The organism is Streptomyces sp. NPDC056231 (assembly GCF_048270745.1).
In the GTDB taxonomy this organism is placed as follows: domain Bacteria; phylum Actinomycetota; class Actinomycetes; order Streptomycetales; family Streptomycetaceae; genus Streptomyces.
In genome coordinates this window covers 16,958-41,215 of record NZ_JBLVKW010000069.1, presented here as the reverse complement: position 1 = coordinate 41,215, position 24,258 = coordinate 16,958, and the positions used below count along the sequence as shown (strand labels likewise).

Here is a 24,258-nt window from a genome sequence, read left to right as displayed (position 1 = left end):
GCGCCGCTTCAGCCGAAGCGGCGCGGGCCGTTCCACATCTCGCCGTTCATCGGACGTGACTCTCCGATAAACGGTTCGTTACTCCGTACGAGGCCGCGAACGTGCGGTCGGGAACGGAGGAGATCGATGGCGGTTCGATACACGCGAGAGCTGCTTGAAGAGGCAGCACGTGAAACGACCAACTTCGACGATGCGGTCCGGTGGTGCGGGGGCACGCCGACGGCGGGCAGCAGGCGCTACCTACGCCAGAAGCTGGCGCAGGCCGACATCGACACCTCGCACTTCGCGAAGAAGCGGGTGCGCTACTCCGATGAATCTCTGCGCGATTCGGTCGCAGCTTCCGCCTCGGTCACGGAGGTCTTGCAACGACTGGGGATCAACCCTGTCGGCGGCAGCCACACGCATATCAGCAGGCGGATCGCGTCTCTGGGCATCTGTACATCCCACTTCACGGTGCGCCGAGGCCGAGCCAAGGGCTCCCGCGGCAACGTGCTCGTGCTGGGCTCTCCGCGGGACGGACGGATCGGCAGCGCGCGGCTCCATCGAGAACTCATTCGGGTCGGAATACCGCAACGCTGCGCGGAGTGCGGCATCGGCACCGTATGGAACAACAAACCGCTACAGCTGGAGGCCCCAACTGCCACTCGGCGACGGACACTTATCGCGGGCGCAAGCGGAGGGCGGCGTGAACAGTCCCCAGTACACGCGCGAGCGGCTGGCGGCGGCTGCAGCCGAGTCATCCAGCATGGTGGATCTGATGCGCAGACTCGGCGCCTCGCTCGGCAGCGGAGCGCGCTCCTACCTGAACCGGCGCCTGCGGCACTACGGCATAGACACATCCCATTTCCGCGAGGAACTACTGCCGGAGCGAGAACGTCGCTCGTACTCGAAAGCACTCCTCGCCGAGGCTGCGGCACACTCGCACAGCATCCGGGAGGTGCTGGAGTACATGGGCCTCCCACCACAGGACAGCCCGTACGGCCATATCCGCAAGAAGCTCGATCGGTACGGCATCGACACCTCGCATTTCACGAGTGGCCGCCGATACGGAACAGAAATCCTTGCCCGAGACGAGCTGGTGGCGGCCGTGAAGGCATCATTCAGCCTCGCCGGCACACTCAGGCTTCTCGGTCGTGCCGACAACGGCGCCGGTCGTGCCCTCGTGAAGCGGAGCATCGAAGCGCACGGCATATCGACCGAACACTTCACGGGACAAGGCCACTTCCTCGGAGCCTCCTCCCCTCGCCGCAAGCCTGCACAGGAGATACTGAGGCGGCTCAACCCAGCCGCACCCCGGACGAAAACCGCTCTTCTCCGACGCGCACTTGATGATCTGGACGTCCCGCACGAGTGTGCTGCGTGCGGCATCGGCGATGCCTGGCGAGGCAAGCGCCTTGTCCTGGAAATCGACCACATCAATGGCGACCGGATCGATAACCGCCGCGAGAACCTGCGATACCTGTGTCCGTCCTGTCACAGCCAGACCGAATCCTTCTCGAACCGACGTAGCCGCACACAGTAGAGTGGGCGCGCGCGGGTCCGTACCCCAGCTGGCTAGAGGGCGCCGGTTTAGGTCCGGTGTGTCGTGGGTTCGAATCCCACCGGGCCCACAGGCAAGAAGTGGTCGCCACCTTCGTTTCGAAGGTGGCGACCATCTGCATGTCACCCCACCAGCTCCCGCACCACCGGCACCAGCGCCCGGAACGCCTTCCCCCGGTGGCTGATCGCGTTCTTCTCGGCCGGGGTCAGTTCCGCGCAGGTCCGGGTCATGCCCTCCGGCTGCAGGATCGGGTCGTAGCCGAAGCCGTTCGTGCCGGCCGGGGCGTGGCGGAGGGTGCCCAGGAGACGGCCCTCGACCACGCGTTCCGTGCCGTCCGGGAGGGCGAGGGCCGCCGCGCAGGCGAAGTGGGCGGCGCGGTGGGCGTCGTCGATGTCGGAGAGCTGGGCCAGCAGCAGGTCCAGGTTGGCGCGGTCGTTGCCATGGGTGCCGGCCCAGCGGGCCGAGAAGATGCCGGGGGCGCCGCCGAGTACGTCGACGCAGAGGCCGGAGTCGTCGGCGATCGCGGGGTGGCCGGTGGCCTGGGCCAGGGCGTGGGCCTTGAGGAGGGCGTTCTCGGCGAAGGTGACGCCGGTCTCCTTGACGTCGGGGATCTCGGGGTACGCGTCCGCACCGACGAGTTCGTGGGTGAGCCCCGCGTCGGCGAGGATCGCGTGGAGTTCGGTGATTTTCCCGGCGTTGCGGGTGGCAAGGATCAGGCGGGTCATGTGCCGATTATCGCGGGGTGCCGGGTGGCGTCCGCTATGAGGTGCAGACGTTGCCGATCTCCTTGGCGGCGTCGGTGACCGGGGTGATGTCCGGGGTGGCGTCGCCCTTGTCGATGGCATCACGGACGTTCTTGACGCCGGCCTGGAGGTCGTCGACGGCCTTGGAAAGGTCGGCGTTGTCCGTCTTGTCGCCGAGGTTACCGAGTTCCTTGTCTATCTCGTCGAGGGCCTCGGATGCCTGGGTGGGGTCGTTCGATGCGTTGGAGACGGCCTGTTGGAGGTTGTCGACGCTGGTGGCTATGGCGTCGGCGGTACGGACGCAGTCGAGGGCCTTGTCGACGGCGCCGCAGCCGGCCGCGGCGGTGAGGGTGAGAGCGGTCAGGGTCAGCGCGACGGTGATGCGGCGGTGGCGGGCGGCCTTGGCCATGGTGCGGTTCCTCCCCGGGTGCGGATACGCGGACGGACGCACGGTTCGACCCGTGCGTCCGTACTCGTGACGACGCCCTGTGGGGCGTACTTGGTTGCTTCTTTACTCGCCGAGCGTGCGGGCGAGGGCCGCCTGCTGGATGGCGCGGAGGTCGACGCAGCCGCTGGCGGCGAGGTCGAGGAGCGCGTTCAGTTCCTTGCGGTCGAAGGGCTCGGCCTCGGCGGTGCCCTGGACCTCGACGAAGCGGCCGTCGCCGGTGCAGACGACGTTCATGTCGGTCTCGGCGCGGACGTCCTCCTCGTAGCAGAGGTCGAGGAGTGGTGTGCCGCCGACGATGCCGACGCTGACGGCGGAGACGGTGCCGGTCAGCGGCTTGCGGCCGTGCTTGATGAGCTTCTTGCCCTGGGCCCAGGTGATGGCGTCGGCGAGGGCGACGTACGCACCGGTGATGGCGGCGGTGCGGGTGCCGCCGTCGGCCTGGAGGACGTCGCAGTCGAGGACGACGGTGTTCTCGCCGAGTGCCTTGTAGTCGATCACGGCGCGCAGGGACCGGCCGATGAGGCGGCTGATCTCGTGGGTGCGGCCACCGATCTTGCCGCGTACGGCTTCGCGGTCGCCGCGGGTGTTGGTGGAGCGGGGCAGCATGGAGTATTCGGCGGTGACCCAGCCTTCGCCGCTGCCCTTGCGCCAGCGCGGGACGCCTTCAGTGAAGGAGGCGGTGCAGAAGACCTTCGTGTCGCCGAAGGAGATGAGGACTGAGCCCTCGGCGTGCTTGCTCCATCCGCGTTCGATGGTGACGGGGCGGAGCTCTTCGGGGGTGCGGCCGTCGATACGAGACATGGCGTCGAGCCTATCGGCTGGGCCATGAGCGCCGGCCGGGGTGTGCCGGGGGCCGGGTGGGGGTGCAGAGCGGGGCTGGTGGGGGTCTGCCGCAGGCCCCGTTCTGGTGGGATCGGGGCCTGGGGGCGCGGAGCCGGGCCGGCTCCGCGAGTGGCCGTCACATCATGTCTTCGATGTCGGCGGCGATGGGGTCGGCGTCGGTGCCGATGACGACCTGGATCGCGGTGCCCATCTTGACGACGCCGTGGGCGCCGGCGGCCTTGAGCGCGGCTTCGTCGACCTTGCTCGGGTCGACGACCTCGGTGCGGAGGCGGGTGATGCACCCTTCGATTTCTTCGATGTTGTCGATCCCGCCGAGCCCGGCGACGATCTTCTCAGCCTTGCTGGCCATGTGGTTCTCCCTGGTTCTTCACGTCCGGTGCCGACCCACCATGGGTCCGTTTCGTCAAAGTAACGCACGGTTGGCCCAACTTCACGAGCGATCAACCTGATCATCACCAATGATGACGATCATGGGTGCTCTGTCCTCCGGGCGGGTGACGAACCGCACCGCAACTGGTCTGTGCCACTTCGCGACGACCGCCAGACGCCGCCTGTTCCGGGAGGATGCCGATGAGCTCGAGCAGCGCCGCAGCACCACGGAAGATGTGGTGGCACGGCTTCTTCCAGGGCCTCCAGAAGATGGGGCGGAGCCTCCAGCTTCCGATCGCGGTGCTGCCGGCGGCCGGCATTCTCAACCGGCTCGGCCAGCCGGACGTGTTCGGCGACGAGGGGCTCGGCTGGAACGACGTCGCGAAGGTCTTCGCCGCTGCCGGTGGGGCGCTCCTCGACTCCGGTCTCGGACTGCCCTTGTTGTTCTGCGTCGGGGTCGCGATCGGCATGGCGAAGAAGTCGGACGGTTCGACGGCGCTCGCGGCGGTGGTCGGCTTCCTCGTCTACTACGCGGTGCTGCACGCCTTCCCGGTGGACTGCCCACCGGGTTCCACTTTCACCGCGGGCGGCACGTGGTTCGGCACCTGTGTCACCGGCAACGCGAAGGTGACGGTCGCCCAGTACCAGAACCCCGGGGTGTTCGGCGGCATCGTGATGGGGCTGATGTCGGCGTGGTTCTGGCAGCGGTACCACCGGGTCAAGCTGGTCGACTGGCTGGGCTTCTTCAACGGCCGCCGCCTCGTGCCGATCATCATGGCGTTCGTCGGTCTGGCCTTCGCCGCCCTGTGCGCCTGGCTGTGGGCGCCGATCGGTGACGGTCTGACCGGTTTCTCCAAGTGGCTGGTGGACCTGAACTGGCTGGGCTCCGGCATCTTCGGTGTTGCCAACCGCGCACTGCTGGTCGTCGGCCTGCACCAGTTCCTGAACACGTTCGTCTGGTTCCAGTTCGGCGACTTCACCAAACCGGACGGGACGGTCGTGCACGGTGACATCAACCGGTTCCTGGCGGGCGATCCGACGGCCGGGCAGTTCACCACGGGCTTCTTCCCGATCATGATGTTCGCGCTTCCGGCTGCGGCGCTGGCGATCTACCACTGCGCCAAGCCGCATCGCCGGAAGGCGGTCGGCGGCATGATGCTCTCGGTCGGTCTGACGTCGTTCGTGACGGGCATCACCGAGCCGATCGAGTACTCGTTCCTCTTCGTCGCCCCCCTTCTGTATGCGATCCACGCGGCGCTCACCGGCGTCTCGATGGCGGTGAGCTGGGGGCTCGGGGTGAAGGACGGCTTCAGTTTCTCGGCGGGTCTGATCGACTACGTCATCAACTGGAGCCTGGCCACGAAGCCCTGGTTGATCATTCCGATCGGCTTCTGCTTCGCAGCGGTGTATTACGTGATCTTCCGGTTCGCCATCACCCGGTTCAACCTTCAGACCCCCGGGCGCGAGCCCGACGAACTGGAGGCACAGATCGAGAAAGACCTTGTGAAGTAGGTCTTCGGCCGAGGACGAAGCCCCTCCGCCTTCCGGGCGGAAGGTGGAGGGGCTTCGTCACGTCCTAGATCTCGTAGACCGCGCCCGGCACCGCCAGCTCCGCCGGTCCGTGGTAGACCGTGCGGGCGTCGGCCAGGTTGCGGTCCGCGTCCGTCCACGGCGGGATGTGAGTGAGGACGAGCCGTCCCACCTTCGCGCGTGCGGCGATCTCGCCTGCTTCGCGGCCGTTGAGGTGGAGGTCCGGGATGTCTTCCTTGCCGTAGACGAACGATGCTTCGCAGAGGAACAGATCGGCGCCCTCCGCGAGTTCGTCCAGCGCCTCGCAGACGCCGGTGTCGCCGGAGTACGTGAGGGTGCGGCCGCCGTGCTCGATGCGGATACCGAAGGCGTCGATGGGGTGACGGACCTTCTCCGTACGGACCGAGAAGGGGCCGATGTCGAACGAGCCGGGCTTCAGCGTGTGGAAGTCGAAGACCTCGCCCATGGACCGGTCGGACGGGGTGTCGGCGTGGGCGGTGGTCAGTCGCTGTTCGGTGCCGTCGGGGCCGTAGACCGGGATGGACGCGGGACGTCCGCCGTCGTGCCGGTAGTAGCGGACGACGAAGTACGCGCACATGTCAATGCAGTGATCGACATGGAGATGGCTGAGGAAGATGGCGTCGAGGTCATAGAGACCGACATGGCGCTGCAGCTCGCCGAGGGCGCCGTTGCCCATGTCGAGGAGCAGCCTGAAGCCGTCGGCCTCTACGAGGTAGCTCGAACATGCCGAACCCGTGGACGGGAACGAGCCGGAGCAGCCGACGACGGTGAGCTTCATGGAGCGTGAACCTCCGAGACGTGGGAACGGGGAGGGTTCGTGCGATTTGTTGAGCGTAAGGCGCGAAACACCTGGTCGCTCCTCTGAGGCCTGCCGTTGTGGGCGAACTCACCTGCTCTGTCACCGGTTCGATGGAAGCGGGTGCGGAGGGCAGGTGCGGAGGGCGGGGTGCGGGGAGCGGGCCGACGGGGGCGCCGGTACCGTCGGGGCATGGACATGTCCTGGTGGCCGGCTCTGGCCGTGGTCGTACTGCTCGCTCTCATTGCCGCGATTGCCGACGGGCGGGGGCGGCTCGGGCGGGGGCGTCAGCGCCCTGGTGGGCGTCCCGCGCAACAGACGCGTCCGCCGGGCAGGCGGGAAGGGCTGCGGGGCGGGCCGGAGCGGGCGCCGCGACCGGGTGAGATCTGGTGGGCGGAGGTTCCGTATGAGGACGGGCCCGGGGCGAAGGACCGGCCCTGCCTGGTGCTGTCGGTGCGGGGTGGTGCGGCGCTCGTCGCGAAGATCACCAGCAAGCATCACGAGGAGCGGCCCGGGGTGATCGCGCTGCCGCCGGGTTCGGTGGGGGATGCGCAGGGGCGCGCGAGTTTCCTGGAGACGGACGAGCTGCGGGATGTGGCGGTGCGGGGGTTCCGGCGGCGGGTGGGGACGGTGGACCCGGCAGTGTGGGAGCGGGTGCGCGGGATCGGCTGACGGCCGGAAAAGTCCTCGGCCGCCGGACCGGCTGGAATTCCAGCGGGTCCGGCGGCCGAGGGCGGGACGGCGCCCGGTCCCGGCAAGCTTTGCGGGTCACGGCACTGGGTGTTACGCCCAGAGCTGGCCGTGCAGCGTTTCGATGGCCGCTTCCGTCGTGGGGGCCGTGTAGACGCCCGTCGACAAGTACTTCCAGCCGCCGTCGGCGACGACGAAGACGATGTCGGCCGGCTCCCCCGCCTTGACCGCCTTGGTACCGACTCCGATCGCCGCGTGGAGTGCGGCGCCGGTGGAGACGCCCGCGAAGATGCCCTCCTGCTGGAGGAGTTCGCGGGTGCGGGTGACGGCGTCGGCGGAGCCGACGGAGAAGCGGGTGGTGAGAACCGAGGCGTCGTAGAGCTCGGGGACGAAGCCCTCGTCGAGGTTGCGGAGCCCGTAGACGAGGTCGTCGTAGCGCGGCTCGGCGGCGACGATCTTGATGTCGGGCTTCTGTTCGCGCAGGTATCGGCCCACGCCCATGAGCGTGCCCGTGGTGCCGAGGCCCGCCACGAAGTGGGTGATGGAGGGCAGGTCGGCGAAGATTTCGGGACCGGTGGTGGCGTAGTGGGCGCCCGCGTTGTCCGGGTTGCCGTACTGGTAGAGCATCACCCAGTCCGGGTGCTCGGCGGCCAGTTCCTTGGCGACGCGGACGGCTGTGTTGGAGCCGCCGGCCGCCGGGGAGGAGATGATCTCGGCGCCCCACATGGCGAGCAGGTCGCGCCGTTCCTGCGAGGTGTTCTCCGGCATGACGCAGACGATGCGGTAGCCCTTGAGCTTGGCCGCCATGGCGAGCGAGATGCCGGTGTTGCCGCTGGTGGGTTCCAGGATGGTGCAGCCGGGGGTCAACCGGCCGTCCTTCTCGGCCTGTTCGACCATGTGGAGCGCGGGGCGGTCCTTGATCGAGCCGGTGGGGTTGCGGTCCTCCAGCTTGGCCCAGATGCGGACGTCGTCCGACGGTGACAGCCGCGGCAGGCGGACGAGCGGGGTGTTGCCCACCGCGGCGAGCGGGCTGTCGTACCGCATCAGTTCATGCCGCCGGCGACGGCCGGAAGGATGGTGACGCTGTCGCCGTCGCTGAGCTTGGTGGAGATTCCGTCGAGGAAGCGGACGTCCTCGTCGTTGAGGTAGACGTTCACGAAGCGACGGAGCTGGTCGCCGTCGACGATGCGCTCACGGATGCCGTTGTAGCGGCTGTCGAGGTCCGTGAAGAGGTCGGCGAGGGTCTCTCCGGTGGCGTCGACGGCCTTGGCGCCGTCGGTGTAGGTGCGGAGGATGGTCGGGATGCGGACCTCGATGGCCATGGCGTGGGCTCCTGTCGAAAGCGGAGTGGTGGCGCGCGGCTCTGCCCCCGCGCAGGGGTGGTGTGTCCGGACGGTGCTCGGGGCCGCGGCCCGGCTCAGGCCTTGCGGCCGGCGGGCAGGCGGCGCGTACAGATCGCGCTGGAGAGCCTGCACAGGTCGACGTGCAGGCGTGCGACGAGCAGCGTGCCCGGCGTCTTGTCGCTCACGTCATGGAGAACCATGGGCTCATCGTATCGATTCCCGGCCCGGATTCCGGCATGTGATCTCACCTGGTGGATGGTGAGTGTTCGCTTGGTGGACTGTCGGGTGCGGGGCGGGGAGCTGCGGCGGGCCGGGGGCGGGGATTCGCCCCGGCCCGCTGGAAATCAGGCGGGTTCGTACGCCTCGACCACCTTGACGTCCTCCTCGGTGATCACGCCGTCCACGATGCGGTAGGAGCGGAACTGGAAGGGGCCCGCGTCGTCGGCGTCGGCGGTGGAGACGAGCACGTAGTGGGCGCCGGGCTCATTGGCGTACGTGATGTCGGTGCGCGAGGGGTACGCCTCGGTCGCCGTGTGCGAGTGGTAGACGATCACCGGCTCCTCGTCGCGGTCGTCCATCTCGCGGTAGAGCTTCAGCAGGTCCGCGGAGTCGAACTCGTAGAACGTGGGCGAGCGGGCGGCGTTGAGCATGGGGATGAAGCGTTCGGCCCGGCCGGTTCCGGCCGGGCCCGCGACCACGCCGCACGCCTCGTCGGGGTGGTCCGCGCGGGAGTGCGCGACGATCTGGTCGTACAGCTCCTGGGTGATGGTCAGCATGGCGCCAGGATAAGCAGAGGGCCCCCGCGCACCGAGGAGTGGTACGCGGGGGTCCGTATGCCGGACGGCCGGGTCGGGTCAGCGCTTGGCGAAGGCCGTGCTCTGGGGGTTACGGGCCTTGAGGACCAGGTACGAGACGCCGAGGATCAGGGCCCAGAGCGGGGCACAGTACAGCGAGATCCTGGCGTCCTTGTCGATGCCCATCATCACGATCACCATGCCGATGAAGGCGAGGGCGAAGACGCTGGTGTACGGGGCGCCGGGGGCCCGGAAGGCGGACTGCGGGAGCACTCCGCGGTCGGCCTGGCGGCGGTAGCGGATCTGGCAGACGAGGATCATGATCCAGGCCCACATGCCGGAGATGGTGGCGAAGGAGACGACGTAGGTGAAGGCGTCCCCGGGCCACTGGTAGTTGATCCAGACGCCGACGAGCATGAGGGCGGCGGAGAAGGTGGTGCCGACGAGCGGGGTGCCGCTCCTGGTCAGCCGGGTGAAGAACGTCGGGCCCTGTCCGTTGAGCGCGAGGTCGCGCAGCATGCGGCCGGTGGAGTACATGCCGGAGTTGCAGGAGGAGAGGGCCGCGGTCAGCACGACGAAGTTGACGATGCCTGCGCCGATGCCCAGACCCATCTTCTGGAAGGCGGCGACGAACGGCGAGATGCCGGGCTGGAATTCCGTCCACGGGACGACGGCGAGGATCATGATGAGGGCGCCGACGTAGAAGACGGCGATGCGCCACGGCACGGTGTTGATGGCCTTGGGCAGGACGGTCTTCGGGTCCTTGGACTCACCTGCGGTGACGCCGACGAGTTCGACGGCGAGGAAGGCGAACATCACGATCTGCAGGGTCATCAAGGTGCCCTTGATGCCGTGCGGGAAGAAGCCGCCGTCGGCCCACAGGTGGGTGACGGACGCGCTGTCGCCGGCGTCGGAGAAGCCGAGGGTGAGAATTCCGGCGCAGATGAGGATCATGCCGACGATGGCAGTGACCTTGACCATCGAGAACCAGAATTCGAGTTCCCCGAAGAGCTTCACGGAGATCAGGTTCACGCCGTACAGGATGATCGTGAAGAGCAGGGCGGACACCCATTGGGGAATGTCGAACCAGAATGTCATGTACTGGGCTGCCGCGGTGACTTCGGTGATTCCGGTGACGACCCAGAACAGCCAGTAGGTCCAGCCGGTGACAAAGCCTGCGAAGGGGCCGACGAATTCGCGTGCGTATTCCGAGAATGAGCCCGAGACCGGGCGGTACATGAGGAGTTCACCCAGGGCCCGCATGATGAAGAAGATCACCAGGCCTGCGATGGCATAGGCCAGGATGAGGCTGGGTCCCGCCTTGGCGATGGCTTTGCCGGCGCCGAGGAAGAGGCCGGTTCCGATGGCCCCGCCGATCGCGATCATCTGGATCTGGCGGGCGCCCAGGGCGCGCTGGTAGCCCTCGCCCGAGGTGGTGGCATCTGCGGCTTCCGCGGCCTGCTGCGGGCCGCCTTGTCCCTTGTCGACCTGCGCCGATGTCATGTGTTGCGCCTTTCTCCACGCTGATCCGCGCCTGACGGCTGCGGATCAGGTCCTGATCCCCCCGGATATGGATGGAGTGCGACCGGCGGTCCGCCGGTGATAGCGCCCCCGGAAACAGGGATGGCGTCCCCGGGTGGTCGTGAAGATTTATCACGGAGCCACCAGTGGTCCACCGGACATTGTGTGGTGGACACCACAGGAAAAAGCGGACAAGAGTTCCCAGCCACCACAAAAAAGGCCATTCAGGTGACGGGATCGTTATGTTGATTTGAGTGTCCGTTGAGCGAACACCTCGGCTCGGCCCCAAGGGGAGGTAAAACCCGATCAAGGGAAGGCGGGTGAGTCGCGGCGCCCGGCACGGTGCATCACCGCGGGGCGATTCCGGGGGCACCGGAGCATGCGCACAGCAGAGCTGTACGGGCGTTCCGGCAACGCCGGGAGTGGGGCCTCCCCCGTTCGGGCGAAGCCGAGCGTGTGGGCGGACCCGGCCTTGATCCGCCGGACGCCTCCTACGGCATCAGGGTCTCGACAAGCGTCTCCTGGAGCGCGCCCAGCCAGAGGTATGCCATGACCATCGGCTTGCGCGGGTCGCTGTCGGGCAGCCGGTAGAGCGAGCCCTCACCACCCTCGTCCTCGTCGGAGACCTCCAGGCGGGCGCCGATGGTGAGGCGGAGGTCGTTGAGGGCGCCGAGCCAGTTGCGGCATTCGTCGGCGCTGAGTGTGAGGACGGCACCTTCCGCGCCGGACGGGAGCGCGTCGAGGGTGCGCACGACGGTGAGCGCGTCGTTGCGCTTGCGGGTGCGCAGGTCGTTCTCGGTGAAGCGGCGGAACTCGGCGGACGCGGCGCGCAGTTCGCTGTCCTCGTCGCCGTACGCCTCCGGGAAGAGGCGGGCCAGAGCCGGGTCGGTCGGCGGCTCGCTGGGCCCTTCGGCGAACAGGGCGGCGAGCGGGTCCTCACCGTCGGCCGGTTCGTCGCCGGGTCCGATCAGTTCCAGCAACTGGACGGCGAGGGAGCGCAGGATCGCGATCTCCACCTCGTCGAGCGCGACGGCCGCGCCGCCGCCGGGGGTGGCCTCGAAGTGGCCGGCCATGGGTTATCTCCGATGGTGGGTCGGGCGGGGCAGAGGTGGAGGCTAGTTGCGGTCCTGAGTCAGGGTGGCCCAGAGCCCGTAACCGTGCATGGCCTGGACGTCACGCTCCATCTCCTCGCGGCTGCCGCTGGAGACGACGGCGCGGCCCTTCTGGTGGACGTCGAGCATCAGCTTGTGGGCCTTGTCCTTGGAGTAGCCGAAGTAGGCCTGGAAGACATAGGTCACATAGCTCATGAGGTTGACCGGGTCGTTGTGGACCAGCGTCACCCAGGGCACGTCGGGCTCGGGGACGACAAGGTTCTCCTCGGCCGCTTCGGGGCGCTCGATCTCTACAGGGGCGACACTCACCTACCCCATGCTGCCACCCGGGAGGGAGCATCGCACAAACGGCTTAGATCTCGTCACTCTGACGACATAGAGGTAGCATCCGAGCCATGAACTCTGCGGACCTTGGGCGACGGGTCGGTGTGCCGTCGACAGCGCTCTTCACCGACCAGTACGAGCTCACGATGGTGCAGGCGGCACTGAAGGCGGGCACCGCCGACCGGCACTCGGTCTTCGAGGCGTTCACCCGCCGACTGCCCGAGGGGCGGCGCTACGGCGTCGTCGCGGGCATCGGACGCGTCCTGGACGCAGTGGAGAACTTCCACTTCGACGACGAGATACTCACCTTCCTGCGCGACCGGAACATCGTCGACGGGCCGACGCTCGCCTGGCTGGCGGACTACCGCTTCAGCGGTGACATCTGGGGCTACCCGGAGGGCGAGGTGTACTTCCCGGGCTCGCCGATCCTGCGGGTCGAGGGCTCCTTCGCCGAATGCGTGCTGCTGGAGACGGTCATCCTGTCGATCCTCAATCACGACTCGGCGGTCGCCGCGGCGGCGTCCCGGATGTCGGCGGCGGCGGGCGGGCGCAAGCTGATCGAGATGGGTGCACGACGCACCCATGAACTGTCCGCGGTGGCGTCGGCCCGGGCCGCGTACGTCGGCGGCTTCGACGCGACGTCCGATCTGGCGGCCGGGTTCCGCTACCACATCCCGACGGTCGGGACGAGCGCGCACGCGTTCACGCTGCTGCACGACAGCGAGCGCGACGCGTTCCGGGCGCAGGTCGACTCGCTGGGCCGGAAGACGACGCTGCTGGTCGACACGTACGACGTCGCCGAGGCGGTCCGTTCGGCGGTCGAGTTCGCCGGGACCGGGCTGGGAGCCGTCCGGATCGACTCCGGGGACCTGCTGCTCCTCGCGCACCGGGTGCGGCAGCAGCTGGACGAGCTGGGCGCCACCGAGACGAAGATCGTGGTGACGTCGGACCTGGACGAATACGCGATCGCGTCGCTGGCCGTGGCCCCGGTCGACGCGTACGGCGTGGGCACGCAGCTGGTCACCGGCAGCGGGCAGCCGACCTGCTCCATGGTCTACAAGCTCGTCGCCCGGGCCAGCTCCGCCGATCCCGCGGAACCGCTGCGGCCCGTTGCGAAGAAGTCGCTGGGGGCGAAGTCCTCGATGGGCGGTCGCAAGTGGGCCGCGCGGCGGCTGGACGAGAGCGGAGTGGCCGAGGCCGAGGTGGTCGGCACCGGACCGGTGCCCGACGGGCTGGCCGACCGGCAACTGCTGGTCGAGCTGGTCCGGGGTGGTGAGGTGATCGCGCGCGAGTCGCTGGACACGGCGCGGGAGCGGCATATGGCGGCGCGGCGGGGGCTGCCGATGTCGGCGATCCAGCTGTCCAAGGGGGAGCCGGTGATTCCGACGGAATTCGTGTGAACGCGCCTCGGCGGGGAAGGTGACGGTCGCAGCCAGTGCCGTGACCGGCAGCGTCTGCCCCATGAGGATCGGCGTCCGGCCCGCCCTGAGGACTGTCCCGTAGCAGCGATACGCCCCCTCCCGCAAGGCGGTCTTTGTCTCTAGGCTCGATTTACGGCCCCCGAATGTCACCGCTCCGCTCTTCTCCCCCGCTTCTCTCCCCCATCGAAGGACACCCGCCATGCACCGCGCGTTGATCGTCGTGGACGTTCAGAACGACTTCTGCGAGGGCGGCAGCCTCGCGGTGACGGGCGGCGCGGATGTCGCCGCCGCCATCACCGACCTGATCGGTGAGGCCCAGGCCGGATACCGCCATGTGGTCGCCACCCGTGATCACCATGTCGACCCGGGCAGCCACTTCTCCGCACAGCCCGACTTCGAGCACTCCTGGCCTGCGCACTGTGTCGCCGGCACGGAGGGGGTGGGCTTCCACCCCAATTTCGCCCCGGCGGTCGCTTCCGGCGCGATCGATGCGGTGTTCGACAAGGGGGCGTACGCGGCGGCGTACAGCGGCTTCGAGGGGGTCGACGAGAACGGGGTGGGGCTCACGCAGTGGCTGCGGGACCGGAAGGTCACCGAGGTCGACGTCGTCGGCATCGCCACGGATCACTGTGTGCGGGCGACGGCGCTGGATGCGGTCCGGGAAGGGTTCGCGACGCATGTGCTGCTGGACCTGACCGCGGGGGTCGCCGCCGCGAGCACGGGGCGGGCGCTGGAGGAGCTCCGGGAGGCCGGAGTGGAGCTCTCCGGCAAGCCGGTGGTGTAGGGCGGCGGGGAGTGGTTCCGGGGTCGTCCGGCGGCCGCATCGTCCTCAGCCGCCGGACAGGCTTGTAGCGCCCTCAGGACTGGTGGACCGGTACCGGCGGGCGCAGGAGTGCCCGGATGGGGTGCCAGAGTTCCTGGGCGTTCGCCGGTCTCGCTCGCCAGAGCAGGCCGTCCGGGTGGTGCAGCACCGCCGTGATCTCGTCGGGCGTGGGCGGTTCCGCGTTGCCGCGGAGGTAGACCGCCCGGAGGCCCACATTGCGCAGGCGGGTCAGTGCGCGGGCCCGGTTCGCCGCGTGCACCAGGACCCGGACCGGGGTTCCCGGGCCCGTCCCGTCCGCCGGGCCGTTCAGGGTGATCGCGACCACCACACTGCCGTTCGGCAACTTGCTGAATCCTCCGCCGGCCATGCTCTGCACTCCCCCGTGAGACATCGTGTCAATAAGAATCCGAATAAGAGGCACCTAAACACGATCGGCCGCCGCCCGCTAGAGGGCGACGGCCGATCATGCTTTGACCTGCGGTGATGCGGAACTACTTGTGCGAGGCGCCAACCTTGACCGTGATCGTCGAGCCGCTGAGCGGCTCGCTGACGATCGTGATCCGGGTGTTGGTGTCAGCGACCTTCACGCTTCCGGTCTTGTTCTCGGCGTACCAGTAGGTGCCCTTGTGGTCGTCGAAGACCGGGACGCCCGGCTGGGACTTGATCTTGGTCGCCACGTCGGCCTTGTGCAGCGTGAAGGCGTCGGTCGGCCGCCAGCTGAACGGGGCGTCGAAGGGCTGGATCTTGTTGCGGATGACGGTGCCGTCGGCCCACTTCAGCGGCTTGGCGTGCGCGTCGATCGGCAGGATCAGACCCTGGCCCGGGTGGGTGGAGACGTTGTTGTCCTTCTGGGACTGGTCCCAGAGCCAGATCATCAGACCGTTCTGGTACGGGTAGTGCTCGACCCAGTCCGGACGGGTGTTGGCGAAGCCGAAGTTGTACGGGCCGACCTTCAGGGTCTTGTCGTACGAGACGTACTGGCGGTTCTCCGCGATGTAGTACTGCGGGTAGTCCTTGGTGAACGACGCACCGACCCGGGAGAAGCCCTTGGCGGTCCAGCCGTTGTCGTCGCCCTCGGCGTTGTCCGAGAAGAGCACCGCACCGTCGGCGTTGACCGCGATGGTGTCGGCCGCGAAGCCCACGCCGCCCGCGCCGCCGTCGGTGGCGTAACGGAAGCGGATGTCGATCTTCTTGCCCGCGTAGGCGTCCAGCGAGTACGACAGCTTCTGGTACGTGCCGGAGACATCGGTCAGCGCCGGCTTGTCACTGGCGTCACGCGGGATCGCCTTGCCGTCAGCGGTGCCGTCGATCGCGGTCCAGCTGGCGCCGCCGTTCTCCGAGACCTCGGTGTAGAGGTAGTCGTAGTCCTTCTCGATGTCCCACCAGCCCGAAAGGTCCAGGGACGCCTTGGACTTGCCGGTCAGGTCGACCGAGCGGGACAGGGTGTTGTTGAGGTTGTCACCCATGTCGCTCCACCACTGCTTGGCGCCCTCGGCGGGCGTCGTGACAGCGGTGGTGACGGGCTTGGCCGGCAGCGAGACGACGAGCGCCTGCTTGTCCTTGGTGTTGTACTCCGAGACACCCAGCTTGTGGACCGAGTTCGTCGCGGCCTTGGCCGAGGCGTAGTCGAGCCAGCCCAGCTGCAGCTTGTCCCAGGCGGTCATGTCGCCGGGCATGTCACCGATGGCGTTCTTGCCGGTGCCGAGCCAGGAGCCGGCCGACATCAGGGACCAGAAGCCGACCGAGTTCTCGGCGCGGTTGGTGGTGTCGTAGAGGTCCGGCAGACCGAGGTCGTGGCCGTACTCGTGGGCGAAGACACCCAGGCCGCCGTTCTCGGGCTGCGCGGTGTAGTCGCCGACCCACATGCCGGTGTCACCGATCTCGGTGCCGCCGGCCTTGTTGTCGGCCGGGCCGGTCGCACCGGCGTTGGTGCCGTACGCGTACCAGCGGTGTGCCCAGATGGCGTTCGCGCCCTCGACGCCGCCGCCCGCGGACTCGTCCTCACCCGCGTGCACGACCTGGAAGTGGTCGATGTAGCCGTCGGGCTCGTTGAAGTCGCCGTCGTTGTCGTAGTCGTAGCGGTCCCACTGGTCGTACTGCGCCAGGTCCGCCTTGATCTGCTCCGGCGTGCGGCCCTTGGCCTTCTGGTCGGCAGCCCAGGCGTTCACGCCGTCCCTGACCATGTCCCAGGCGTTGGCACAGTTGGACGAACCGCAGTAGTTGGAACCGTAACGGGCCTCGTTGTACGGGACCTTGACCCAGTCGGAGACCTGGCCGTCGACCGAGTAGCGCCCGGAGGACGTCTTCTCGTAGTACGTCTTCAGCGAGTCCTTGCCGGCGCCCTCACCGAAGTAGAGGTCCTGGAAGTGGGCCTGGTTGTAGTCGGCCTGCCAGGCGGTGCTGTTGTCCTTCGCCGGGTCCGGCTTGGCTATCTTGTTGTGCAGCGGTCCGGGCGTGCCGCCGTACTTCTTGACGGGCGGCTTGGGGCCGTCGCCGTCCGGGTCGAACATGGTCGTGTCGTCGACCTTGTCGCCGAACTCCACCAGGATCGTGAAGATCTTGTCCGTCTTCTTGCGGCCGAGCTCGACGTACTTCTTGTCGTCGAGCTTGACGACCTTGGAGCCGTTGCGCGTCGACACCTTCTTGTCGCCGGACACGACCTGCTCCAGGGCCGCCTGACGCTGTGCGTCCTGCTGCTCGCTGAAGGGGCCCTTCAGGTTGTGTGCGTTGCCCTCGGCCGACGCCGGGTCACGGCGATCGATGCTGGACGCGCTGACGTCTGACGCCTTGTCATTCGCCTGTGCGGTGGCGAAGGTCGACGCCGTGGCAGCGGTGGCGGCCATGGCCACGACAATCGCTGCGGTGCGGAGCGTCCGTCTCTTAGTGGTCACTTGATGCAGTCCTCCCCGGCGCCCGCGGCTGCGGCCTGGGAGTGATGAGGAGGCCGCGCGCGGATACGCGTCACAAGAGACGCCATTCGACCGGAGTTAAACGAGAAAAGACAGACCTTGACTTGAACAGGCCAAGTGCATTATGCGGGAGTGCAGTTCCGTTATACGGACGTTCACCGAACGGACGACCGGCGCGCCAATGCCCCCCTTTGGCGCGCTTGATGACCCAGTGCGCCCCCTATGCATCGGCACCGTGGGTTAGGTCACGCTTACTACAGGTTCCGCCAGGGCATCCACCGTCGTAGAGTCGGTTGACAGTGCGACCGCGTTGAGAGACTGCCCCTTCCGATGTCCCGAGGACGGATACCGCCATGCCGCGTCCCACTGCTGCACAGCTCTCCTACGGATCGGTCACCGTCGTCTTCTCGACGCTCGCCATGCTCCTGCTGTCCCGCACGAGTTCGGGCATCGGCATCGCCGTCATCGGCACGGCGGCGCTGGCGCTCGGTCTGCTGGTGGCCGTCACCGTACCCCAGCCGCTGTGGATGAAGACAAGGAATGCGGCAAAGACGGCAAAGACGGCGACCGCGGTTCGTACGAACCACGGCACCGTCGGCGCGGCCGAGGCCATCGAGGTCGACGACCTCCAGCCGGCCAGGATCCCGGCCGCCCGCGCCGCCGAGCGGGTGGGCGAGCACTCCCTGCGCCACTAAGAGGAGCTCAGACCGACCGGCCGCGTGCCGCTCGGGCGGACCGTCTGCGGACGTCGGCTATGCGGTCGAGACCACCACCGTCTTGGCCGCCTTGTCCTGCAGCCCCTGCCGGTACGGCTTGTCCGTGAACATCAGCACGATGTTGATCAGCCACCACAGGCACGGGCAGCACAGCAGCGCCGGCAGCCACAGCACCACGGCCCGCAGGAACGCGCTACTGGTGTCCGGCACCCGGCCGTCATTGAGCATCGCGACCCGCAGGTTCAGCAGCCGCTTGCCGATGGTGCGGCCGTCCTTGTGCGTGAAGTACGTGTCGTACGCCACGTAGGCCACGAGCCCGATCAGCGACCAGAGCAGCTGACGGGCGCTGTAGGTCTGGTTGAAGGCGTTACTGAAGTTGTCGTAGTTGCTGTTGGCGTTGTTCGACGACACCTCGACCGGACCGCCGAACGGCAGCGAGATCAGATACAGCGGGATCGAGATGATCAGGAAGTCGATCAGCCGGGCCAGGATCCGCTTGCCGGGCTCGCCGAGCGGCGGCATGCCCGCCAGCGGGTCCGGGCCGCCGTACGGGCCACCGCCGTAGGGCCCGGGCTCATACGGCGGCGGAGGAGGCGGCGGCGGAGCGCTGTCGTAGGGCGAACCCGACGACGGCGGCTGCGGCTCCTGCGGCTTCTTGAGGAACGGGTCGTCCTCGGGAGGCTGGCCGGACGTCGGCTGATCATTGCTCATGGGGGCAGTGCACCCCGGCCCATGGGTGCCCGCAACGGCTCAGGTGCGTTCGGGGGAACGGGGCACAAAGCAGCCGCCGCTCACCCGATGAGCCGTCAGCCGCGCGGGTCGCCCGCGCGGCGTCGCCGTGCTCGTCCTCAGCCCGCCACGAAGGTGTGTGCTGCCTTGTCGTGCCAGCACTGCCGCCACGGGCGGTCGAACAGGCACCACAGGACATTGACCACACCGACGACCAGCAGACCGAGCACGCCGTAAACCAGCCAGCGGCGGAGCGCGGCACCGAAGGAGGGGGTCCCGTGGGACTCGATGTCCCGAACCTCCAGACCGCAGAGCTTCTTGCCGAGCGTACGACCCCACTTCACGGTCGGCAGGACCTCCAGCAGCACGCCGAACACCAGGAACGCACCGAGCACCCCGCCGAACAGCCCGGCCGTGGTGGAGTCCACCAGCCAGACGGTGACCGTCCGGCCGGACAGCTTCGCCGCGTCGATCTTGTCGCCGATGTGGTCCATCGCTTGCGAGACGAGCGGGAAGCCGATCGCGCCGACGAGCGCGCCCAGCACGACCGTGTCGACGAGCCGGGCGGCGAATCGCTTGCCGAGCCCGGCGGGGCGGGCGGCCGCCTGCGCCTGTGCGAGCTGCTGGAAGTGGTCGTTGACCGGGGGCTTCCAGGGCACGACAGGGCCGTCCGGCTGAGCCGCCTGCGCACTGACACGCTGCTGGGACGGCACGGCCTGCTGGGACTGCCTGGGCCCGAGTTGCTGCTGTTGCGAGGGCTGCGGATGCGCGGCCGGCTGGGAGGCCTGCTGCGGCCAGGAGGCGGCGCCGCCGGGACCCGGGGTGAGCGGATCGGCCGGGGCGGGTGCGGGTGCGGGCACAGGCGCGGCGGCCTGAGCGGGTGCGAGGGCCGGAGCAGGTGCTGCTTCGGAGGGCTGCGGGGCGCTGGTGCCGGGGGGAACCGCGCGGATCGCCATCGTCCCGTCGGCCGGTTCCTGTTCCGCGTTGCGGGGACGGGGCGACCGGCCCCCCTGTCCCGCGGGGCGGATCACGACCGTACCGTCGGCGGGCGGACGCCCCGCCTCACCGCTGCCGCCTCCGGGCTCGGCCGGGCGGTCGGCCCGGATCGCGACCGTTCGCTCGGGGACCTGGCGGTTGCCGCCCCGCATGCCCGGCAGCGCACCGCCCGTGGGGTCCTGCGGCGCAGGCAGGCGCGGGTCCACGGGGGCCCGGTCGGCGGGCGCCTCGTTTCCCGGTGCCCGGTCCGCAGGGACCTGGCCCGCCGCTCCGGCCCCGCCCGGCTGCCCCGTACCGCCTGTGCCGCCCCAGGACACCCGCCGGTCGCGTTCCCCGCCGAAGCCGGTCTGCCGGGAGGCGTCGGCCTGCCAGACGGACGACGGTTCGGGTCGGTTGCTGTCGTTCGGCTCCTCGTCGAGGAAGACCGGACCGGTTTCGTCCACCGGCGCGTAGGTCGGGCCGGACGCCTGGGCGGGCATCGGTGCCGAAGGCTGCGGCTGCGGTTCGGGCGTTGCCCCCTCGGAGGGCGTCACGGCCGCCGGTTCGCCCTGCTGGGGCGCAGGACGGCTCGTACCGGGAACCCATGAAGTGCCGTTCCAGTACCGGACATATCCGGGAATGGACGGGTCGGGGTAATACCCCTCGCGGGGCCTGTCGTCACCGGGTGCCGGGGTTGGGGCGCTCATCACCGTGGTCCCGTATCTCTTCGAAGCCTCAAGTCAACGGACCACATCTATCAGACAGCCGCGTACCCCCGGGCCGGTCCCGTCGTTTGGTGCACCTTCCGGTCAGGGTGAAGTTCTTTCCGGAAGTCGCGTCATAGGCGGCGGGGAAGGCGCTCTCTCCACGTGCGGGCCGGTCAGGGGACCGGTCCACAGGCACCGAAAGGACGCACTCATGCAGACCGTCGTGGAACGCGAGCTGGAACTCAGGCTGGTCCTGTCGCCGGAGCGGAGCATCCCCGTCGCGGCCCGGCTGATGTACCGCACGGAGGATCCGTACGCCGTGCACGTCACCTTTCACATCGGCTCCGACTTCCCGGTGCACTGGACGTTCGCCCGCGATCTGCTGGTCGAGGGCGTGTTCCGGCCCTGCGGGCACGGGGACGTGCGGATCTGGCCGGCCGAGACCGAGCGGCGCAACGTCCTCTGCGTGGCGCTGCGCTCGCCCGACGGCGATGCGCTGCTGGAGGTGTCGTCCGCGGCCGTGGCCACGTGGGTGGAGCGGACGCTGCGGCTGGTGCCGCCCGGCACCGAGACCGAGCGGCTCGGCATCGACGCGGCTCTCGCCGAGCTGCTCGCGCCGTTGCCGGCCGACGACCTGTGGCTGTGCGACCCGTGGCTGAGCGACCCGTGGCCGTCGGACGAGTCGACGGACGGCGAGGTCTGATGGGCGGTCCGGCGGCGGCGTCAGAAGACCTTGCCGGGGTTGAGCAGCCCCAGCGGGTCGAATGCCGCCTTGATGCCCCGGTGCATCTCGACGCTCACCTCGCCGAGTTCGCGGGCCAGCCATTCCTTTTTCAGGATGCCGACGCCGTGTTCGCCGGTGATGGTGCCGCCGAGTTCGAGGCCCAGCGCCATGATCTCGTCGAAGGATTCGCGGGCCCGGCGCGACTCGTCGGCGTCGGTGTGGTCGAAGCAGACGACGGGGTGGGTGTTGCCGTCGCCCGCGTGGGCGCAGACGCCGATGGTGAGGTCGTACTTCTGTGCGATGGCCGCCGTCCCCTCGATCATGGCGCCGAGCCTGGAGCGCGGTACGCACACGTCGTCGATCATCGTGGCCGACTTGACGGCCTCCAGGGCGGTCAGCGACATCCGTCTGGCCTGGAGGAGGAGTTCGGACTCGGCTGCGTCGGCCGCGGGGACCACTTCGGTGGCACCGGCAGTGGTGCAGAGTGCGGCGACGGCGGCGAGGTCCGCGGTGGGGTCCGGGGTGTCGAAGGCGGCGAGGAGCAGCGCCTCGGTGGAGTCGGGGAGGCCCATGTGGGCCATCGTGTTGACGGCTTGGACCGTAGTACGGTCCATCAGTTCGAGGAGTGACGGAGTATGTCCGCGCTCCATGATCCGGCAAACGGCGTCGCAGGCGGCTGTCGCGGACGGGAATTCGGCGGCAAGGACGAGCTGCTGCGGCGGCTGCGGTTTCAGGGCGAGCACGGCGCGGACGACGATGCCGAGGCTGCCCTCGGAGCCGACGAAGAGCCGTGTGAGGTCGTATCCGGCGACGCCCTTCGCTGTCCGGCGGCCGGTCGTCAGGAGGCGTCCGTCGGCAAGGACGACCTCGAGGCCGAGTACGTACTCGGCGGTGACGCCGTACTTCACGCAGCACAGCCCGCCGGACGCGGTGCCGATGTTGCCGCCGATGGTGCACATTTCCCAGCTTGACGGGTCCGGCGGGTAGTACAGGCCGTGTTCGTTGACCGCGCGGGACAGCACGGCGTTGATGACGCCCGGTTCGACGACGGCGATCCGGTCGACCGGGTCGATCTCCAGGATCCGGTCCATCTTCACCAGGGACAGCACGATGCAGCCGTCGGAGGCGTTGGCCGCGCCCGACAGGCCGGTACGGGCACCCTGCGGGACGACCGGCACACGCAGCGCGGTCGCGGTGCGCATGACGTGCTGGACCTGCTCGACCGTGCGCGGCAGCACCACCACGGCCGGGGCGCCCGCGTCGCAGAAGCTCGCCATGTCGTGGGCGTACGAGGCCGTGACGTCCGGATCGGCGATCAGGGCCTCGGCAGGAAGGCCCGCGCGCAGTCGTTCGAGAAGATCGTCCATGATTTAAGCGTGGCACCCGGGGCCAATGGTGTGAACCCGTCTGCGGCAACCTGCGCACAGCACGGTGTGATCTTCACACTGACGCAGAGTGATCAGCATGGATGTCATGCCGCAGCAGCCTCCGGAGTCCCCCCAGTCGGATCACGCGCCCCCTTCGTCCGATCCGTACGACTGCCCGCCGCAGACGTCGCCGCGCCCCGGCTCCGAACCGCCGCCCGCCCCGGCCCCCGCGGCGCCGGCCGAACTACCACCGGTCTCGTTGCACACGACGCTGCGCCGGGCCGCGGTCGGTGCGGTGGCGGCTGCCGTGCTGGTCACGGGTGCGGTCGTGTCCGTACCGGACGAGGAGAAGGAAGCCGCGCCGCCGCCCGTGCCGGGACCGGTCATGCGCGCCCTGACGGCGACGAACGCGGGCGCCCCCGCCTCCCTCGCCGATCTGACGGCGCTGATCGGGGACCGGCAGAGCTGGGTGGGCACGCATCCGTCCGACGCGCGGTCGTGGGCGGTGCTCGGATCGGCGTACGTGGAGTGGGGGCGGCGTTCCGCGGACGTGGCGTACTACGGGCGGGCGGAGCAGGCGCTGAGGCGCTCGCTGGACGTACAACCGGGTGACCGGGGGAACACGGCGGCCTGGGTGGGGCTGGCGGCGCTCGCCAACGCGCGGCACGACTTCGTCACGGCGAAGAAGTGGGGCGAGACGGTACGGGCCCGGCGGCCGAAGGACTGGACGGCGTACCCGGTCCTGATCGACGCGTACGACGGGCTCGGCCAGTACGCGGCTGCGGGCCGGGCGGTGGAGAAGTTCAGGGCGCTCCGCTCGGGCGTACCGGCGCTCTCACGGACGGCGCAGATGTACCGGAACGCGGGCCGGCGCGAGGACGCCCGGGCGGTCGCGCAGGATGCGGCGAACCGGGCCGCCACCCCTGCCGAGAAGACGGACTGCCTGTTCCGGCTGGGCGAACTGGCCTGGGAGCGGGGCGAGTCCGAGGAGGCGGTGGCGCAGTACAGCGCGGCCCTGCGGACGGACCGCGCCCACCCTCCGTCGCTCGCGGGCCGGGCGCGGGCGCTGGCGGCCCTGGGCCGTACGCAGGAGGCGCAGCGCGACTACCGGGCGGCGCTGTCCCGGCGCCCGAGCCCCGCATACATGCTGGAACTCGGTGAGTTGTACGAGTCACTGGGGCTGGACGACGAATCCCGGGGCCAGTACACGAAGCTCCGCAGCACCCTGACCCAGGAAAGCGGCCACGGGGTCGACGAGTCCCTCCTCCTCGGCCGCTTCGAGGCCGACCACGGTGATGCGTCGCGGGCGGTGGAGCTGCTGCGGGCGGAGTGGGACCGGCAGCACCACAGCGCGGCAGTGGCGGACGCACTGGGCTGGGCGCTGTACAGATCGGGCGACTCGCAGAGTGCGCTGGCATACGCGCAACAGGCTGCGGACACGGGTGGTGGGACGGCCCGCTACGCGTACCACCTGGGCGTGATCGAACAGAGGCTGGGGAACCTCGGCCCGGCCCGCCGCCACCTGGAGGAGGCGCTGCGCACGAACCCCCACTTCAGCCCTCTGGACGCCCCGTCGGCCCAGAAGGCCCTGGACCAGCTGGGCGGCGCCCCGGCGGGCCACCCGCCGGAGGTGACCCCGGCACCCGAACCGATGCCTCCCCCGGAACCCGCTCAGCAGTCCCCGGAACCGTCCGAGGCCCCGCCCGTGGCGGTGGCGGAGACGGACGTGGCGGGGAGCACGGGAGACGGGGCCTCCGGAACCGTCGGAGACCCCGCCGTCACGTAGGTCCTGTCCTGTCGATCAGCGTGGGCC

25 protein-coding genes and 1 tRNA gene are annotated in these 24,258 nt (G+C 69.1%); 9 read left to right on the top strand and 17 right to left on the bottom strand.

Translation table 11 applies throughout. From position 1 onward, the window contains the following. The first annotated feature begins 745 nt into the window (after positions 1 to 745). Positions 746 to 1,522: an HNH endonuclease gene (locus ACNPQM_RS34570; protein ID WP_418087073.1), complete on the top strand. Its 777-nt coding sequence runs from the start codon at positions 746 to 748 to the stop codon at positions 1,520 to 1,522. Positions 1,523 to 1,535: 13 nt separating this feature from the next. Beyond that, positions 1,536 to 1,610 (top strand) — tRNA-Leu (locus tag ACNPQM_RS34565). A gap of 52 nt (positions 1,611 to 1,662) precedes the next feature. Here ACNPQM_RS34565 and rdgB read toward each other — a convergent pair. The 4 genes from rdgB to ACNPQM_RS34545 form a co-directional block, all read right to left on the bottom strand. Next, complete coding sequence (gene rdgB, locus ACNPQM_RS34560) at positions 1,663 to 2,265, bottom strand: RdgB/HAM1 family non-canonical purine NTP pyrophosphatase (RefSeq protein WP_358857709.1); 603 nt, start codon at positions 2,263 to 2,265, stop codon at positions 1,663 to 1,665. A 34-nt stretch (positions 2,266 to 2,299) separates the two neighbouring features. After that, complete coding sequence (locus tag ACNPQM_RS34555) at positions 2,300 to 2,692, bottom strand: hypothetical protein (RefSeq protein ID WP_418087070.1); 393 nt, start codon at positions 2,690 to 2,692, stop codon at positions 2,300 to 2,302. Positions 2,693 to 2,794: 102 nt separating this feature from the next. Beyond that, positions 2,795 to 3,532 (bottom strand): ribonuclease PH, encoded by a 738-nt coding sequence (gene rph / locus ACNPQM_RS34550; RefSeq protein ID WP_358857707.1) that lies wholly within the window; start codon positions 3,530 to 3,532, stop codon positions 2,795 to 2,797. Positions 3,533 to 3,689: 157 nt separating this feature from the next. After that, complete coding sequence (locus ACNPQM_RS34545) at positions 3,690 to 3,923, bottom strand: glucose PTS transporter subunit EIIB (RefSeq protein WP_142217368.1); 234 nt, start codon at positions 3,921 to 3,923, stop codon at positions 3,690 to 3,692. A gap of 221 nt (positions 3,924 to 4,144) precedes the next feature. On the opposite strand from ACNPQM_RS34545, the gene ACNPQM_RS34540 reads away from it, so the two are divergent. Then, complete coding sequence (locus ACNPQM_RS34540) at positions 4,145 to 5,455, top strand: PTS transporter subunit EIIC (protein WP_418087069.1); 1,311 nt, start codon at positions 4,145 to 4,147, stop codon at positions 5,453 to 5,455. 64 nt (positions 5,456 to 5,519) lie between these two features. Here ACNPQM_RS34540 and ACNPQM_RS34535 read toward each other — a convergent pair whose 3' ends face one another. Further along, positions 5,520 to 6,272, bottom strand: a complete 753-nt coding sequence (locus tag ACNPQM_RS34535; RefSeq protein WP_358857705.1) for an MBL fold metallo-hydrolase — start codon at positions 6,270 to 6,272, stop codon at positions 5,520 to 5,522. Between the two features lie 210 nt (positions 6,273 to 6,482). On the opposite strand from ACNPQM_RS34535, the gene ACNPQM_RS34530 reads away from it, so the two are divergent. Further along, a complete protein-coding gene (locus ACNPQM_RS34530) occupies positions 6,483 to 6,962 on the top strand; it encodes a type II toxin-antitoxin system PemK/MazF family toxin (RefSeq protein WP_418087068.1) in 480 nt (159 codons plus the stop codon). A 111-nt stretch (positions 6,963 to 7,073) separates the two neighbouring features. Here ACNPQM_RS34530 and ACNPQM_RS34525 read toward each other — a convergent pair whose 3' ends face one another. From ACNPQM_RS34525 to clpS, 7 genes are all read right to left on the bottom strand, one after another. After that, on the bottom strand, positions 7,074 to 8,024 hold the full coding sequence (locus ACNPQM_RS34525) for a PLP-dependent cysteine synthase family protein (RefSeq protein ID WP_358857703.1): 951 nt from the start codon (positions 8,022 to 8,024) through the stop codon (positions 7,074 to 7,076). Further along, positions 8,024 to 8,302 (bottom strand): MoaD/ThiS family protein, encoded by a 279-nt coding sequence (locus tag ACNPQM_RS34520; RefSeq protein WP_418087067.1) that lies wholly within the window; start codon positions 8,300 to 8,302, stop codon positions 8,024 to 8,026. The genes ACNPQM_RS34525 and ACNPQM_RS34520 overlap by 1 nt, the downstream gene beginning before the upstream one ends. Positions 8,303 to 8,397: 95 nt before the next feature. Beyond that, positions 8,398 to 8,523 carry a putative leader peptide gene (locus tag ACNPQM_RS34515; protein WP_358857701.1) on the bottom strand — a complete coding sequence of 42 codons (126 nt, stop codon included), beginning with the start codon at positions 8,521 to 8,523 and terminating at the stop codon, positions 8,398 to 8,400. A gap of 144 nt (positions 8,524 to 8,667) precedes the next feature. Continuing rightward, positions 8,668 to 9,099, bottom strand: coding sequence for a M67 family metallopeptidase (locus tag ACNPQM_RS34510; protein WP_358857700.1), 432 nt, complete (start codon positions 9,097 to 9,099; stop codon positions 8,668 to 8,670). Between the two features lie 78 nt (positions 9,100 to 9,177). Further along, positions 9,178 to 10,620, bottom strand: coding sequence for an amino acid permease (locus tag ACNPQM_RS34505; RefSeq protein WP_418087066.1), 1,443 nt, complete (start codon positions 10,618 to 10,620; stop codon positions 9,178 to 9,180). Between the two features lie 509 nt (positions 10,621 to 11,129). Continuing rightward, positions 11,130 to 11,711, bottom strand: coding sequence for a DUF2017 domain-containing protein (locus ACNPQM_RS34500; protein WP_358857698.1), 582 nt, complete (start codon positions 11,709 to 11,711; stop codon positions 11,130 to 11,132). Between the two features lie 42 nt (positions 11,712 to 11,753). Next, complete coding sequence (gene clpS, locus ACNPQM_RS34495) at positions 11,754 to 12,059, bottom strand: ATP-dependent Clp protease adapter ClpS (RefSeq protein ID WP_358857697.1); 306 nt, start codon at positions 12,057 to 12,059, stop codon at positions 11,754 to 11,756. A gap of 86 nt (positions 12,060 to 12,145) precedes the next feature. On the opposite strand from clpS, the gene ACNPQM_RS34490 reads away from it, so the two are divergent. Beyond that, complete coding sequence (locus ACNPQM_RS34490) at positions 12,146 to 13,474, top strand: nicotinate phosphoribosyltransferase (RefSeq protein WP_358857696.1); 1,329 nt, start codon at positions 12,146 to 12,148, stop codon at positions 13,472 to 13,474. 220 nt (positions 13,475 to 13,694) lie between these two features. Next, positions 13,695 to 14,279: an isochorismatase family protein gene (locus ACNPQM_RS34485; protein ID WP_358857695.1), complete on the top strand. Its 585-nt coding sequence runs from the start codon at positions 13,695 to 13,697 to the stop codon at positions 14,277 to 14,279. A 73-nt stretch (positions 14,280 to 14,352) separates the two neighbouring features. Here the strand turns inward: ACNPQM_RS34485 and ACNPQM_RS34480 are convergent, their stop codons facing one another. Beyond that, positions 14,353 to 14,685, bottom strand: coding sequence for a hypothetical protein (locus ACNPQM_RS34480; RefSeq protein WP_358857694.1), 333 nt, complete (start codon positions 14,683 to 14,685; stop codon positions 14,353 to 14,355). Positions 14,686 to 14,809: 124 nt separating this feature from the next. Continuing rightward, the gene (locus ACNPQM_RS34475; protein ID WP_418087065.1) at positions 14,810 to 17,209 is read right to left on the bottom strand and encodes an immune inhibitor A domain-containing protein; all 2,400 of its coding nucleotides are present in this window, start codon (positions 17,207 to 17,209) and stop codon (positions 14,810 to 14,812) included. Between the two features lie 371 nt (positions 17,210 to 17,580). Between ACNPQM_RS34475 and ACNPQM_RS34470 the strand changes: the two genes are divergently transcribed. Beyond that, a complete protein-coding gene (locus ACNPQM_RS34470) occupies positions 17,581 to 17,922 on the top strand; it encodes a hypothetical protein (protein WP_418087064.1) in 342 nt (113 codons plus the stop codon). 57 nt (positions 17,923 to 17,979) lie between these two features. Here the strand turns inward: ACNPQM_RS34470 and ACNPQM_RS34465 are convergent, their stop codons facing one another. Both ACNPQM_RS34465 and ACNPQM_RS34460 read right to left on the bottom strand, forming a co-directional pair. Continuing rightward, positions 17,980 to 18,654, bottom strand: coding sequence for an RDD family protein (locus ACNPQM_RS34465; protein ID WP_418087063.1), 675 nt, complete (start codon positions 18,652 to 18,654; stop codon positions 17,980 to 17,982). Positions 18,655 to 18,791: 137 nt separating this feature from the next. Further along, entirely contained in the window at positions 18,792 to 20,354 is a 1,563-nt protein-coding gene (locus tag ACNPQM_RS34460; RefSeq protein WP_418087062.1) for an RDD family protein, read from the bottom strand. A gap of 211 nt (positions 20,355 to 20,565) precedes the next feature. On the opposite strand from ACNPQM_RS34460, the gene ACNPQM_RS34455 reads away from it, so the two are divergent. Then, a complete protein-coding gene (locus ACNPQM_RS34455; RefSeq protein ID WP_418087061.1) occupies positions 20,566 to 21,057 on the top strand; it encodes an SsgA family sporulation/cell division regulator in 492 nt (163 codons plus the stop codon). A gap of 20 nt (positions 21,058 to 21,077) precedes the next feature. Here ACNPQM_RS34455 and ACNPQM_RS34450 read toward each other — a convergent pair whose 3' ends face one another. Then, on the bottom strand, positions 21,078 to 22,445 hold the full coding sequence (locus ACNPQM_RS34450; protein ID WP_358857688.1) for an FAD-binding oxidoreductase: 1,368 nt from the start codon (positions 22,443 to 22,445) through the stop codon (positions 21,078 to 21,080). A 97-nt stretch (positions 22,446 to 22,542) separates the two neighbouring features. Between ACNPQM_RS34450 and ACNPQM_RS34445 the strand changes: the two genes are divergently transcribed. After that, the gene (locus ACNPQM_RS34445; protein WP_418087072.1) at positions 22,543 to 24,231 is read left to right on the top strand and encodes a tetratricopeptide repeat protein; all 1,689 of its coding nucleotides are present in this window, start codon (positions 22,543 to 22,545) and stop codon (positions 24,229 to 24,231) included. Positions 24,232 to 24,258 lie beyond the last annotated feature (27 nt).

Coding starts and splice junctions, on each gene's coding strand:
- ACNPQM_RS34570 (WP_418087073.1), top strand. CDS start 746: ATGGTGGATCTGATGCGCAGACTCGGCGCCTCGCTCGGCAGCGGAGCG.
- rdgB (WP_358857709.1), bottom strand. CDS start 2,265: ATGACCCGCCTGATCCTTGCCACCCGCAACGCCGGGAAAATCACCGAA.
- ACNPQM_RS34555 (WP_418087070.1), bottom strand. CDS start 2,692: ATGGCCAAGGCCGCCCGCCACCGCCGCATCACCGTCGCGCTGACCCTG.
- rph (WP_358857707.1), bottom strand. CDS start 3,532: ATGTCTCGTATCGACGGCCGCACCCCCGAAGAGCTCCGCCCCGTCACC.
- ACNPQM_RS34545 (WP_142217368.1), bottom strand. CDS start 3,923: ATGGCCAGCAAGGCTGAGAAGATCGTCGCCGGGCTCGGCGGGATCGAC.
- ACNPQM_RS34540 (WP_418087069.1), top strand. CDS start 4,145: ATGAGCTCGAGCAGCGCCGCAGCACCACGGAAGATGTGGTGGCACGGC.
- ACNPQM_RS34535 (WP_358857705.1), bottom strand. CDS start 6,272: ATGAAGCTCACCGTCGTCGGCTGCTCCGGCTCGTTCCCGTCCACGGGT.
- ACNPQM_RS34530 (WP_418087068.1), top strand. CDS start 6,483: ATGGACATGTCCTGGTGGCCGGCTCTGGCCGTGGTCGTACTGCTCGCT.
- ACNPQM_RS34525 (WP_358857703.1), bottom strand. CDS start 8,024: ATGCGGTACGACAGCCCGCTCGCCGCGGTGGGCAACACCCCGCTCGTC.
- ACNPQM_RS34520 (WP_418087067.1), bottom strand. CDS start 8,302: ATGGCCATCGAGGTCCGCATCCCGACCATCCTCCGCACCTACACCGAC.
- ACNPQM_RS34515 (WP_358857701.1), bottom strand. CDS start 8,523: ATGGTTCTCCATGACGTGAGCGACAAGACGCCGGGCACGCTGCTCGTC.
- ACNPQM_RS34510 (WP_358857700.1), bottom strand. CDS start 9,099: ATGCTGACCATCACCCAGGAGCTGTACGACCAGATCGTCGCGCACTCC.
- ACNPQM_RS34505 (WP_418087066.1), bottom strand. CDS start 10,620: ATGACATCGGCGCAGGTCGACAAGGGACAAGGCGGCCCGCAGCAGGCC.
- ACNPQM_RS34500 (WP_358857698.1), bottom strand. CDS start 11,711: ATGGCCGGCCACTTCGAGGCCACCCCCGGCGGCGGCGCGGCCGTCGCG.
- ACNPQM_RS34490 (WP_358857696.1), top strand. CDS start 12,146: ATGAACTCTGCGGACCTTGGGCGACGGGTCGGTGTGCCGTCGACAGCG.
- ACNPQM_RS34485 (WP_358857695.1), top strand. CDS start 13,695: ATGCACCGCGCGTTGATCGTCGTGGACGTTCAGAACGACTTCTGCGAG.
- ACNPQM_RS34480 (WP_358857694.1), bottom strand. CDS start 14,685: ATGGCCGGCGGAGGATTCAGCAAGTTGCCGAACGGCAGTGTGGTGGTC.
- ACNPQM_RS34470 (WP_418087064.1), top strand. CDS start 17,581: ATGCCGCGTCCCACTGCTGCACAGCTCTCCTACGGATCGGTCACCGTC.
- ACNPQM_RS34465 (WP_418087063.1), bottom strand. CDS start 18,654: ATGAGCAATGATCAGCCGACGTCCGGCCAGCCTCCCGAGGACGACCCG.
- ACNPQM_RS34460 (WP_418087062.1), bottom strand. CDS start 20,354: ATGAGCGCCCCAACCCCGGCACCCGGTGACGACAGGCCCCGCGAGGGG.
- ACNPQM_RS34455 (WP_418087061.1), top strand. CDS start 20,566: ATGCAGACCGTCGTGGAACGCGAGCTGGAACTCAGGCTGGTCCTGTCG.
- ACNPQM_RS34450 (WP_358857688.1), bottom strand. CDS start 22,445: ATGGACGATCTTCTCGAACGACTGCGCGCGGGCCTTCCTGCCGAGGCC.
- ACNPQM_RS34445 (WP_418087072.1), top strand. CDS start 22,543: ATGGATGTCATGCCGCAGCAGCCTCCGGAGTCCCCCCAGTCGGATCAC.